Annotated in this window: 14 protein-coding genes; 5 read left to right on the plus strand and 9 right to left on the minus strand. The window is 62.9% G+C overall.

The features are described from left to right. Window positions 1–125: 125 nt before the first annotated feature. A complete protein-coding gene (locus C1D09_RS04615; RefSeq protein WP_143973203.1) occupies window positions 126–545 on the plus strand; it encodes a DUF4864 domain-containing protein in 420 nt (139 codons plus the stop codon). Window positions 546–549: 4 nt separating this feature from the next. On the opposite strand, the gene tgt is transcribed toward C1D09_RS04615, so the two are convergent. Genes tgt through coaD form a run of 7 tightly spaced genes read right to left on the minus strand, consistent with a single transcriptional unit; the run spans window position 550 to window position 5127 of the window. Beyond that, complete coding sequence (gene tgt / locus C1D09_RS04620; RefSeq protein ID WP_143973204.1) at window positions 550–1680, minus strand: tRNA guanosine(34) transglycosylase Tgt; 1131 nt, start codon at window positions 1678–1680, stop codon at window positions 550–552. Next, window positions 1673–1942 carry a hypothetical protein gene (locus C1D09_RS04625; protein WP_143973205.1) on the minus strand — a complete coding sequence of 90 codons (270 nt, stop codon included), beginning with the start codon at window positions 1940–1942 and terminating at the stop codon, window positions 1673–1675. Before C1D09_RS04625 ends, tgt begins: the two co-directional genes overlap by 8 nt. Further along, window positions 1935–3020, minus strand: a complete 1086-nt coding sequence (gene queA, locus C1D09_RS04630) for a tRNA preQ1(34) S-adenosylmethionine ribosyltransferase-isomerase QueA (protein ID WP_143973206.1) — start codon at window positions 3018–3020, stop codon at window positions 1935–1937. Before queA ends, C1D09_RS04625 begins: the two co-directional genes overlap by 8 nt. Next, entirely contained in the window at window positions 3020–3469 is a 450-nt protein-coding gene (locus tag C1D09_RS04635) for a DMT family transporter (RefSeq protein ID WP_143973207.1), read from the minus strand. The genes queA and C1D09_RS04635 overlap by 1 nt, the downstream gene beginning before the upstream one ends. Window positions 3470–3481: 12 nt before the next feature. Then, window positions 3482–3994, minus strand: coding sequence for a peptidylprolyl isomerase (locus C1D09_RS04640; RefSeq protein ID WP_143973208.1), 513 nt, complete (start codon window positions 3992–3994; stop codon window positions 3482–3484). Window positions 3995–4021: 27 nt separating this feature from the next. Then, entirely contained in the window at window positions 4022–4609 is a 588-nt protein-coding gene (locus C1D09_RS04645) for a peptidylprolyl isomerase (RefSeq protein WP_143973209.1), read from the minus strand. A 17-nt stretch (window positions 4610–4626) separates the two neighbouring features. Further along, window positions 4627–5127, minus strand: coding sequence for a pantetheine-phosphate adenylyltransferase (gene coaD, locus C1D09_RS04650; RefSeq protein WP_027044617.1), 501 nt, complete (start codon window positions 5125–5127; stop codon window positions 4627–4629). Window positions 5128–5321: 194 nt separating this feature from the next. Here coaD and C1D09_RS04655 point away from each other — a divergent pair, with 194 nt between their 5' ends. Continuing rightward, a complete protein-coding gene (locus tag C1D09_RS04655; RefSeq protein WP_143973210.1) occupies window positions 5322–5474 on the plus strand; it encodes a hypothetical protein in 153 nt (50 codons plus the stop codon). 69 nt (window positions 5475–5543) lie between these two features. On the opposite strand, the gene gyrA is transcribed toward C1D09_RS04655, so the two are convergent. Continuing rightward, window positions 5544–8345 (minus strand): DNA gyrase subunit A, encoded by a 2802-nt coding sequence (gene gyrA / locus C1D09_RS04660; protein ID WP_143973211.1) that lies wholly within the window; start codon window positions 8343–8345, stop codon window positions 5544–5546. A gap of 210 nt (window positions 8346–8555) precedes the next feature. Between gyrA and C1D09_RS04665 the strand changes: the two genes are divergently transcribed. Both C1D09_RS04665 and C1D09_RS04670 read left to right on the plus strand, forming a co-directional pair. Further along, complete coding sequence (locus tag C1D09_RS04665; protein WP_143973212.1) at window positions 8556–10253, plus strand: SulP family inorganic anion transporter; 1698 nt, start codon at window positions 8556–8558, stop codon at window positions 10251–10253. Continuing rightward, complete coding sequence (locus C1D09_RS04670; RefSeq protein WP_143973213.1) at window positions 10250–10873, plus strand: ParB-like protein; 624 nt, start codon at window positions 10250–10252, stop codon at window positions 10871–10873. The genes C1D09_RS04665 and C1D09_RS04670 overlap by 4 nt, the downstream gene beginning before the upstream one ends. Here the strand turns inward: C1D09_RS04670 and C1D09_RS04675 are convergent. Continuing rightward, complete coding sequence (locus tag C1D09_RS04675) at window positions 10837–11721, minus strand: helix-turn-helix transcriptional regulator (RefSeq protein WP_143973214.1); 885 nt, start codon at window positions 11719–11721, stop codon at window positions 10837–10839. The two genes, C1D09_RS04670 and C1D09_RS04675, sit on opposite strands and share 37 nt — an antisense overlap. Before the next feature lie 85 nt (window positions 11722–11806). Between C1D09_RS04675 and C1D09_RS04680 the strand changes: the two genes are divergently transcribed. After that, the gene (locus C1D09_RS04680) at window positions 11807–12337 is read left to right on the plus strand and encodes a hypothetical protein (protein WP_143973215.1); all 531 of its coding nucleotides are present in this window, start codon (window positions 11807–11809) and stop codon (window positions 12335–12337) included. The last annotated feature ends 80 nt before the right edge of the window (window positions 12338–12417 follow it).

A 12417-nucleotide genomic window follows, 5' to 3' on the forward strand; every position in this document is an offset into this window, starting at 1 on the left:
CATGACATTCTGGTGGCGAATATTCGCAATCGGTGAAACCGGGATGCACTGCGGAGCGTATGTTATCCTGCGTCTTCGGACGTCATTCTTGACGAACCTGTTCCGAGGGACAAAGGAGACAGGCCATGCGCGCCGCATTTTTCGCATTCGCAGTCATTCCATTCCTCTTCATGTCCCCGGCCCTTGCAGGCGATGCCGAAATCAAGGCTGGCCAGGCCGTCATCGACGGTCAGTTGAAGGCGCTGCTGGCCGACGACGGCGCCAAGGCCTACAGCTTCGCCGCCCCGAACGTGAAGCAGGTGTTCCCGACCGTCGACGCCTTCATGAACATGGTGACCAATGGCTACCCGCCGGTGCGCAAGCCACAGTCCTATGCCTTCGGCAAGGTCGAGCAGACGGGTCCGGGCTCGATTATCCAGCAGGTGCTGATCGTCGGACCCGACGGCAAGGATTACGAGGCGGTCTATACACTGCAGCAGCAGCCAGACGGCACGTTTCAGATCACCGGCTGCAGCCTGCGCGCATCCAACTCGCTGAGCACCTGAGGGTCTAAAGGACCGGCATATCACCCCTCGCCCAGCCCTCGGTGATCTCGGCTCCACGCGCTTCGAAGCTGCCGGTCTCGATCGCGGCGCGAATGTCCTGCATCAGCTTCTGATAGTAGGACAGGTTGTTCCAGGTCAGCAGCATAGCGCCCAGTGCCTCCTGCGAGCGCACCAGATGATGCAGATAGGCGCGCGAATAATCCCGCGCCGCGGGACAATCGCTTTCCTCGTCGAGCGGGCGCGGATCGTCGGCATGGCGGGCATTGCGCAGATTGACCTTGCCGCGCCTGGTGTAGGCCAGGCCGTGCCGGCCGGCCCGCGTCGGCATCACGCAGTCGAACATATCGATGCCGCGCGCCACCGATTTCAGGATATCGTCGGGCGTGCCGACGCCCATGAGATACCGTGGCTTGTCCGCTGGCAGTTCGGGACAGGTGATGTCGAGCATTTCCAGCATCACCGCTTGCGGCTCGCCGACCGCCAAGCCGCCAACCGCATAGCCCTTCAGCTCCATCGCGCTCAGCACCTGCGCGGAGCGCACCCGAAGTGCTGCATTGTCACCGCCTTGCACGATGCCGAACATCGCCTTGCCCGGTTGGTCGCCAAACGCCGTCTTGCAGCGCTCGGCCCAGCGCAGCGACAGTTCCATGGCGCGCTCGATCTCCTTGAGTTCGGCCGGCAGCGCCGTGCATTCGTCGAGCTGCATCTGGATGTCGGAATCGAGCAGGCCCTGGATCTCGATCGAACGCTCCGGCGACATTTCATGGGCAGCCCCATCGATATGCGAGCGGAACGTGACGCCCTTTTCGGTCAGTTTCCTGAGCTTCGACAGCGACATCACCTGGAACCCGCCGCTGTCGGTCAGGATTGGATGCGGCCAGCGGGCAAACTCATGCAATCCGCCAAGCCGCGCGACACGCTCGGCGCCGGGCCGCAGCATCAGGTGATAGGTGTTGCCTAGGATGATGTCGGCGCCGAGGCCGCGCACCTGGTCCATGTACATGGTCTTGACGGTGCCGCCGGTGCCGACCGGCATGAAGGCAGGCGTACGGATTTCGCCGCGCGGCATGTCTATGACACCGCGCCGCGCCTTGCCATCGGTGGCAAGGACCTTGAAGCTGAACGGCTTAGCCATTGAATTCCTTGTCGTGGATGGGCGCGCCAGGGGCCTGTCTGTCGAGCGACTGCCGATATTGGATGCATCCGCGCATGAATTTGGGCCAGGGCGGCACGGCGATCGACGGCTCGGTCTTTTCAGGCAGCAGATCCCACAGATCGGGATGATGCCAGCAGAGATCATGGCCTGACGTGTCGCGATGCGCGCGAATGCCTGCGCGCAGTTTCTTCACCTCGGCGATCAGGGCCTCGCGATCGAGGGTTTGCAGGTCATCATCCATCGCTCGTCTCCGCTCGATACAGCAGGCTTGCATCTCCATAGGAGTAGAACCTGTAGTGGTTCGCAATCGCATGCGCATAGGCCGCGCGCATCGTGTCGAGACCGCTGAAGGCCGAAACCAGCATGAACAGCGTCGAACGCGGCAGATGGAAATTGGTTATCAGCATGTCGGCGGTGCGAAAGCGGTAGCCGGGCGTGATGAAGATGTCCGTGGGGCCAGACCACGCAGGCACTGTACCGTCCTCACGCGCCGCGCTCTCCAGCAGCCGCAGCGAGGTCGTACCGACGGCGATGAGGCGCCCGCCTCTCGCCTTGGCCGCGTTCAGCGCATCGGCGGTTGCCGCGCTGACCGAGCCGATCTCGGCATGCATCTTGTGGCCGGCGGTGTCGTCCGCCTTGACCGGCAGGAACGTGCCGGCGCCGACATGCAAGGTCACGAAGTGGCGCTCGACCCCTTTGGCGTCGAGAGCCGCAAAAAGGTTTGGTGTGAAATGCAGGCCCGCCGTGGGCGCCGCAACAGCACCTTCCTCCCGAGCATAGATTGTCTGGTAGTCGGCTCGGTCGCGCTCGTCGTCGTCGCGCTTGGAAGCGATGTAGGGCGGCAGCGGAATGTGGCCGACGGCGTGCAACGCCTCGTCGAGGAACGGCCCCGACAGGTCGAAGCCAAGCAAAGCCTCGCCGCTCTCGCCCTTCTCTATCACCGTGGCATCGAGTTGGCCGAGGAAGCAGGAATTGCCGTCATGGCCGAAATGAATGCGGTCGCCAGCGGCGATGCGTTTGCCTGGCCGCATAAAGGCGAGCCAGCGATCCGGCGCCACGCGCATATGCAGCGTGGCCTCGACCTGCGCCTGTGCTACGCCGCGGCGCCTTATGCCTTTGAGCTGTGCCGGAATGACCTTGGTATCGTTGAACACCAGCACGTCGCCGGCTCTGAGCAGGGATGGGAGGTCCCCGACTGTGCGGTCACCGAGCGCCTCGCCCGGTTTGACCATCAGCATCTTGGCGCTGTCGCGCGGCTCAGCCGGGCGAAGCGCGATCCGCTCCTCGGGCAGGTCGAAATCGAAGAGATCGACGCGCATCAGTAGAGCCGGACGAGGAGCGCTCCGACCAGCAGCAGCACCGCGCCGGCGACGCGGCCGAGCGAGATTTCACGCACCGCGACACCGAGAAAGCCGATGCGGTCGATGAGCATGCCGGCGAGCAGCTGGCCGGCCACCAGGAACGCCATCAGGGCGGCGGCGCCGATGCGCGGCGTCAGGATTGTGGAGAGCGTGACATAGAAGCCGCCGAGCATGCCGCCGGCGACGAAAAGCCAGGGTGCCGGCGCCTTCCATTCGAGTGAAATGCCTTGCAGCTTCACCACCGTGACCGAGATGATGCCGAGCACGATGGCGCCCGACAGGAACGAAAACGCAGCCGCCGCGACCGGGAGACCCAGGCCGCGCGCCAGCTGCGAATTGATCGGTGCCTGAATGGCAATGAACGCGCCGGACAGGATGCCGAGAAGCGACCAGACGACGCCCATCATTGTCGTTTCGCCTTACTTGACGTCGGCCGCGACCTTCAGCGACACGATCTTGTCGGGATCGACGACCGGTTCGCCGCGCTTGATCTTGTCGACATTGTCCATGCCTTCGATGACCTGACCCCAGACGGTGTACTGGCGGTTGAGGAAGGCGGCATCGTCGAAGCAGATGAAGAACTGCGAATTGGCCGAGTTCGGATTTTGTGAACGGGCCATCGAGCAGGTGCCGCGGCCGTGGTTGGCATTGGAGAACTCAGCCTTCAGGTCCGGCTTGTCCGAGCCGCCCATGCCCGCGCGCGACGGCGCGAAGGTGGGTTTCGAGGAATTGCCGAACTTCACGTCGCCGGTCTGCGCCATGAAGCCGTCGATGACGCGGTGGAAGACCACGCCATCATAGGCGCCTTCCCTGGCCAGTTCCTTGATGCGGGCGACATGGCCGGGGGCCAGATCGGGCAAAAGTTCGATGACGACCTTACCCTTGGTCGTTTCCATGATGAGCGCGTTCTCGCGGTCCTTGATTTCGGCCATGTCAGATATCCTTTTGAAAAACAGAGATTACTTGTCGGCGGCGATGCGCACCTTGATCATCCGGTCAGGGTCGGAGACCGTACCATTGTCCGCCTCGTCACCCTTCTTGATGTGGTCCACCAGTTCCATGCCGCTGACGACATTGCCGACGATGGTGTACTGGCCGTCGAGCGGCGGTGCCGGCGCGAACATGATGAAGAATTGCGAATTGGCGGAGTTCGGATCTTGCGAGCGGGCCATGCCGACCACGCCGCGCTTGTAGTGCTCGGTCTGCGAAAACTCGGCCGGCAGGTCAGGCAGGTCCGAACCGCCGGTACCGACGGCCTGGGCGTTGAACCCCTTCTTCATGTTGCCGAACTTGACGTCGCCGGTCTGCGCCATGAAACCGTCGATGACGCGGTGGAAAGCGACATTGTCATAGGCATGGTCACGCACGAGCTTCTTGATCTGTGCGACATGCTTGGGCGCCAGATCGGGCCGCAACGCGATGGTCACGTCGCCGTCCTTCAGCGTGATGATCATGGTGTTTTCGGGATCGGCGGCGTAGGCCGAGACCGAGGCGGTCACAAGACCGGCAAGCACGAAGAGGAACGAGGCGAGCCTTTTGAGCTGCATGAGGGTTTTCTCCGGGCTTATTTCGCGAATTTTGCGGTGAGCGCGCCAGCAACAGCCGCCGGCACGAAGGGGCGGATGTCGCCGCCCATCGAGGCTATTTGGCGGACAAGTGTGGCGGTAATGGTGCGCACGGACGGGCTGGCGGGCAGAAAGACCGTCTGCAGCTCAGGCGCCATGGTTTCGTTCATGCCGGCCATCTGCATTTCGTAATCGAGATCAGTGCCGTCACGCAGGCCGCGGATCATGATCGAGGCGCCCTGCTTCCTGGCGGCGTCGATCACCAGCCCGTCGAAGGCAACGACCTTGATGCGAGCGCCATCGCGGCCGAATTCGGCCTTCGTGGCGGCTTCGATGAGTTGCACCCGCTCCTCGAAGGAGAACAACGGCTTCTTGCCCGGATGAATGCCGATCGCCGCATAGACGATGTCGGCCACGGCCAGCGAAGCCTTCAGCACATCGAGATGGCCGTTGGTCAGCGGGTCGAAGGAGCCGGCATAAAGGGCGGTGCGTTCAGTCATGGCAGGTGCTTCTAGCGAGCCTCTCTCGCAAAGGCAAATCCGATCGGTACGGAGGTCGTGAACCTTTTCCCGCACATGAACGACAGATGAACACGCTGATCACGATGCCTTCACGCAGCGTTCACTAGGTTGCACCTTAATAAGATGAAACCAAAATCCCATCTATCCGTTGTAAGGCGCAGGAGAACACACAAATGCTGATCTACATGCTCGCCACCGCAATGACAGTCGCCATGCTGATCGCCACCGTATTCGGGCTGCATCAGGAGGCACAACGCATCCGCGTCAAGGCAACCACCAAGCGCTTCGAAGGCTTCGGCCCCCACAAGCCGTATCGTCACTACTAAGTCAGTTCTGCACTTGCTGCCGCGCCGGCCAAAGGGTCGGCGTTGCTATGTCAAGACCAGGCCCAGGACTTACTCGGCGTTGTCCGAACCAGCGTCGGTCTCCGGAGCAGACTCAGCGCCGCCCTCGATGATCTCTTCGCTTTCCTCGTCCGATTGCGGCTCGGAAATCCGCTCGACCGAAACTACCTTCTCACCCTCGGCGGTATTGAAGATAGTCACGCCCTTGGTGGCGCGGCTGGCGAAACGGATGCCGTTGACCGGCACCCGGATGACGGTGCCGCCATCCGACACCAGCATGATCTGATCATCGTTTCCGACCGGGAAGGTCGCCACCAGGCGACCGATTTCAGCCGTTTTCGACACGTCGGTGGCGCGGATGCCCTTGCCGCCGCGGCCGGTCAGGCGGAAATCGTAGGACGACGAACGCTTGCCGTAGCCATATTCGGTGACCGTCAGCACATACTGCTCATGCGCCTTGAGGAACTCATAACGTTCGTCTGAAAGCTCGGCCTCCTCGCCGATCTCCTCATTGGTCAGCGCAATCTCTTCCTCCTCGCCGCTGGCGCCGGCAGCGAGGCGACGCTCGGCGGCTGCCCGCTTGAGGTAAGCGGCACGCTCTGCGGGCGAGGCGTCCACATTCTCGATCACCGACATCGAAATGATGCGGTCGGTCTCGGCCATGGTGATGCCGCGCACGCCGACCGAGTTGCGGCTCTGGAAGACGCGCACGTCGCCGACGGAGAAGCGGATGCACTGGCCGGAACTGGCGGTCAAAAGCACGTCGTCATTGTCGGTGCAGGTTTCGACGCCGAGGATCTCGTCGCCTTCTTCCTCCAGCTTCATGGCGATCTTGCCGTTGCGGTTCACCTGGACGAAATCGGACAGCTTGTTGCGGCGCACGGTGCCGCGCGTGGTGGCGAACATCACGTCGAGTTCGCCCCAGCTGGTCTCGTCCTCCGGCAGCGGCATGATCGTGGTGATGCGTTCGCCCTGCTCGAGCGGCAGCATGTTGATCAGCGCCTTGCCGCGCGACTGCGGGTTGCCGATCGGCAGCCGCCAGACCTTTTCCTTGTAGACTATGCCGCGTGAGGAGAAGAACAGCACCGGCGTATGCGTGTTGGCTACGAATAGCCGGGTCACGAAATCCTCTTCCTTGGTCGACATGCCGGAGCGGCCCTTGCCGCCGCGGCGCTGTGCCCGGTAGAGCGAAAGCGGCACGCGCTTGATATAGCCGGAATGGCTCACCGTCACGACCATGTCCTCGCGCTGGATCAGGTCCTCGTCTTCCATGTCCGCGCCGCCGTCGGTGAGTTCGGTGCGGCGTGGCGTGCCGAACTCGTCGCGCACTGCGGCAAGCTCGTCCTTGACGATCTGCTGGACACGAGCCCGGGACGACAAAATGTCCAGATAATCAACGATTTCGGCACCGATCGTGTTCAACTCGTCGGCGATCTCGTCGCGGCCGAGCGCGGTGAGGCGCTGCAGGCGCAGTTCGAGGATGGCGCGGGCCTGTTCCTCGGACAGATTGTAGGTGCCGTCCTCGTTGATGCGATGGCGCGGATCGTCGATCAAAAGGATCAGCGACTCGACGTCACCCGCGGGCCAGCGCCGCTCCATCAACTGCTCGCGCGCCGTCTGCGGATCCGGCGCGGTGCGGATCAGCTTGATGACCTCGTCGATATTGGCAACAGCGATGGCAAGACCCACCAACACATGGGCGCGGTCACGCGCCTTGCGCAGCAGGAATTTCGTCCGCCTCGTGATGACCTCTTCGCGGAAGGAGACGAACGCCTTCAGCATATCGGTCAGGGTCAGCAGTTCCGGCTTGCCGCCATTCAGCGCCACCATATTGGCGCCGAACGAGGTCTGCAGCGGCGTGAAGCGGTAAAGCTGGTTGAGGATGACGTCGGCGACGGCGTCGCGCTTCAGCTCGACGACGACGCGATAACCCTGGCGGTCGCTTTCGTCGCGGATGTCGGAAATGCCTTCGATGCGCTTGTCGCGCACCAGCTCGGCCATCTTCTCGATCATCGAGGCTTTGTTCACCTGGTAAGGCACCTCGGTGATGATGATCGATTCACGGTCATTGCCGCGCTGTTCGATGTTCACCTTGCCGCGCATGACGATCGAGCCACGGCCTGTCGAATAGGCGCTGTAGATGCCGGAGCGGCCAAGCACGATGCCGCCGGTCGGAAAATCGGGGCCAGGAATGATTTCCATCAACGCCGGCAAGTCGATCGCCGGATTGTCGATGATGGCGATGGCGCCGTTGCAGACTTCACCCAGATTGTGCGGCGGGATGTTGGTGGCCATGCCGACGGCGATGCCGCCCGAACCGTTGACCAGCAGATTGGGAAAGCGCGCCGGCAGAACCTTCGGCTCGGTGTCCGAGGCATCATAAGTCTCCTGGAAATCGACCGTGTCCTTGTCGATGTCCTCCAGAAGCTCGTGCGCGACCTTGGTCAGCCGCGATTCGGTGTAGCGCATCGCCGCCGGCGGGTCGCCGTCGATCGAGCCGAAATTGCCCTGCCCGTCGATCAGCGGTACGCGCAGCGACCAGTCCTGCGCCATGCGCACCAAGGCGTCATAGATCGAGGCGTCGCCATGCGGATGGTACTTACCCATCACGTCGGCGACCGGGCGGGCCGACTTCACATATTTGCGGTTCCAGTGGTAGCCGCTCTCATGCGCCGCATAGAGGATGCGGCGATGCACGGGCTTCAGGCCGTCGCGCACATCAGGCAGCGCGCGGCTGACGATCACGCTCATGGCGTAAGAAAGATACGAGCTCTGCATCTCCTCGATGATGGAGATCGGCTCGATGCCGGTGGGGCCGCCGTCGGCGCCGCGCGGTGTCTTTTGGTCGGTCAAATCGGATCACAATCTAATCAGGAATCACTGACCGCTTATATAGGAAGCACGGCCGAAACTCCAATGTTCGCGGCACTTTTCCAGTGTCATTTTTGATGGTAATTTCAAAAGGATACCGCTGATTGCGACGATATGGCCATGACGCTTTTCGCCGCCACAAGGCAAAAGCCCGCAATGGACCAACTTTCCCAAGCGAAAGCCGCAAGCGCCATGAATTGGCGCCGGTGGCTGCCTTTGCAGGCGCTGAGCGGCTGGCAGTTCCGCGATCTCAATGGTGATCTGGTCGCCGGCCTGACATTGGCCGCGATCGCCATTCCCGAGCAGATGGCAACGGCCCGGCTCGGAGGTTTTGCTCCCGAGGTTGGTTTTTTCGCTTTTGTCGCCGGTTCGGTGGCGTTTGCGCTGTTCGGCGCCAATCGTCACCTGTCGGTTGGCGCGGATTCGACCATCACGCCGCTGTTCGCGGGCAGCCTGGCGCTACTGGCCGCATCCGGCTCCCCGCATTATCTGGCACTGGCGGTCATGCTGGCGTTGATGGTCGGGCTGATCGTGACCTTGAGCGGCGTCTTTCGCCTCGGCTGGATCGCCGATCTCCTGTCGGTGCCGGTCACCACGGGGTTTCTGGCGGGCATCGCCGTCCATATCATCGTCTCGCAGATGCCCGGGATGCTTGGCCTGCCAGCCGAGAATGGAGAAACCTTGCGACGTGTCGGCGAGATCGCCGGCAATCTCCATCTCACCAATCCCTGGAGCCTGGGACTCGGCCTCGGCGTGTTCGCGATCGTGTTTTGTTCGGAACGGATCAGCGCCCGCATCCCTGGCGCCCTGATCGGCATGGTACTTGCCACGATTGCGGTTGTCGTCTTCGGCCTCAGGGATCACGGCGTCGAGGTGCTTGGCGCTCTGCCAAACGGCCTGCCGGGCGCCCATCTGCCGGAGGCCGGCCTCCATGACATGCAGGCGCTCGTTCCGCTGGCGCTGCTGATCGCCATTGTCGTCATGGTGCAGACGGCCGCCACCTCGCGGTCCTTCGCCTCGCAGCAGGACGACGGACCCGATGTAAACCACGATTTCATCGGCGTCGGCGCCGGCGGCATTTTGTCGGGCCTCTTCGGCGCCTTTGCCGTCAATGCCAGCCCGCCGCGGACAGCCATCGTCTCCCAGTCGGGTGGCCGCTCGCAACTGTCCGGCCTCATTGCCGCGGCCATCGTGCTGGCGCTCGGTGCCTTTGGCGGCGCCCTGCTCGCCAATGTTCCGCAGGCCGCCCTTGCCGGCGTCCTGATGTTCGTTGCCCAGCACATATTGCGCTGGAAGGTGTTCGCCAGCGTCTATCGGCAGGCCCCGGTCGAATTCGTGTTGATCCTGGTCACCATGGCGGCAATCGTGGTGCTGCCGATCGCAACCGGCGTAGCAGTGGGCATCGGCCTGTCGCTGCTGCATGGCATATGGAGCGCGACACGCACGGAGCCGATCGAGCTCGAACAGGTGCCGGGCACGTCCGTCTGGTGGCCTCCAGCCAATCCCAGCGCTGGCGTAGAACTCCCGGGCGTGCTGGTCGCGGCCTTCCAGGCGCCACTTTCCTTCGTCAATGCCGATCGCTTCAAGCGCGGCGTTTGCGACCTTGTCGATGCCAGGGACGAAACCGTGAAACTGGTCGTGCTGGAGGCCAGCAACATCGTCGAAATCGACTACACCGCCGCGCAGGCCCTGATCGACACCATCCTTCATTGCCGCAAGGCGGGCGCGGTCTTTGCCATAGCGCGGCTGGAATCACTGCGCGCCCAGGCTGCGCTGGCGCGGTTTGGCATTGCTGAAATGGTCGGCCAGCAGCGCATATTCCACAGCGTCGACGCGGCGATCAAATCACTTGGTCAGGGAAAGCAGCAAGGACAGGATGGAGTGTCATGATCGACCCGCGAGAACCCATTGTTACGCCGGTTCCCGTCGAGGAACTGAGGCCGACGCAAATAACGGTCGGCATGAGGGAAGTTGCGTTGAAGCGCCAGATGATCCGGGAGCAGGACGCCAAGAAGAAGACCGGCGCGTTTCTCGGCAAACACGTGGTGCCGGTCGTATTGGGTCCCAAGAATCGCAACTACGTCACCGATCACCATCACCTCGCCCGCGCCCTGCTCGAGGAAGGCGTCAAGGACGTGCTTGTGACAGTGATCAGCGATCTGTCCGCGCTCGACAAGGATACTTTTCTTTTCGTGCTCGATAACCGAGGCTGGATGCACCCGTTCGACGAGAGCGGCCGGCGCCGCGATTACTCGGCAATTCCCAAGACAATCGGCGAGCTGATCGACGATCCTTACCGGAGCATCGCGGGCGAACTGCGCCGGATGGGTGGTTTTGCCAAGGACACGACGCCGTTCAGCGAATTCATCTGGGCGGATTTCCTGCGTCGGCGCATCGATCGCAACGCGGTTGCGAAGAACTTCGACAAGGCGATGAAACAGGCATTCAGCCTGGCCAAGGGCAAGGACGCGGACTACCTGCCGGGCTGGTGCGGCCCGACCTTGGATTGAGCCTGCTTCGGCCGAGGCGCGATGCGCCTTGACTGGCGGGCGCGATAATCGCTTGGCGTCTCGCCCATGATGCGTCGAAACCGACGATTGAACATCGACAGGTCGTTGAAGCCGGCGTCGAAGGCGATCGCCGAGATCGCATCGTCGGACAGGCGCAGTTGCACCGCTGCCCGGTGCAGGCGGGTCTTGAGCAGGAACTGGTAGGGCGTCATGCCGGCAACCTGCCGGAAAATACGCAGGAAGTGATAGGGACTGGTCGCCGTCTCATCCGCCAGTGCCGACAGCGAAATGGGGCGGTCGGCATCCCGTTCGATCCGCCGCACCGCTTCCGCCACGCGTTTCTGGTCGCGGCGGCTTGGTCCGCGCCTGGCGGATGTGGCGCCGGAAATCGTGGCGACAGCCGCGGCTGCAATGCGCATACCGAGTTCCTCGAAGGCCTCGCTGTCGCCCGTCTCCCGCGCCGCTTCCGCCTCGGCCAGTAAAGGCGCCAAGGCCGGCAAGGGCCGCAGACGCGGCGCCTCGAAGGTGAGCGTCCTGGCCTCCGGCACGCCGGCGACGATCCGTTCCATGTAGGCAGGCTTGAAATGGAACGAGAGACAGCGGTCGCCGCTGCCATGTTCGTGGCCGCATTCGTAGCAGGTGCCGGAATTGCCGAGCAGCAGCGCGCCTGGCGCCAGCATGGCGGTGCCTTGCTGCGCGCGGTAGCGGAACGTGCCGCCGGTCACGGCCGCAACGCAGAAATCCTTATGGGATTCCTCGAACGGCCGGTCGCCCGCGCCAGCCGTGCACATCACATCCGCCACATACCAGCCGGGTCCGGATGCGAGAGTGCGGGTCGTCGCTGTCATGGCCGAAATATAGCAATTTTTCCCAAGCCCAGAACCCCGCCAGCGCCTACTTCTCGCGGTCTCCTGACAGAAAGAGACCGCAGCCATGTTCGACCCTTTTGCCGAAGCCCTGCACAGTCCCGGACCGATCGGCGGGCTTGCCGAAAAACTCTCCCTTTACGGCCGCTTTGTCGGGGCCTGGACATTTGAGGCCACGCGTCATCTCGAGGATGGCACCGTGCTGACCGGACGTGGCGAGGTGCATTTCGGCTGGGTGCTGGAAGGTCGCGCCATCCAGGACGTCTGGATCCTGCCCGCGCGGAATATCGGCTCCCAGCCTTCCCTGGGCAAGTGGACGTTCTACGGCACGACGCTGCGCGTCTATGATCCCGGCGCGGACGCCTGGCACATTTTCTGGAGCGATCCGCGCAATCAGTATTTCAGCCGCCAGCTCGGCCAGGCCGAGGGCGACACCATCGTGCAGGTCGGCGCCGACGGCACCGGTTCCTCGGTGCGCTGGAGCTTTTCGCGGATCACCGAAAGTTCCTTTTGCTGGCTCGGCGAGCGCTCGCACGACAATGGCGCGACATGGCGGCTGGAGGTCGAGTTCCTGGCGCGGCGCGTTGCAACAGCGTGAACCAGCAACCTCTTGTAACAATACAGAAAATCCCGTTCGGCCATATCTCGATCGGCGCCCGCGACACCATTTCCTGGTAA

The sequence above is a fragment of the Mesorhizobium intechi genome, assembly GCF_002879535.1.
In the GTDB taxonomy this organism is placed as follows: domain Bacteria; phylum Pseudomonadota; class Alphaproteobacteria; order Rhizobiales; family Rhizobiaceae; genus Mesorhizobium; species Mesorhizobium intechi.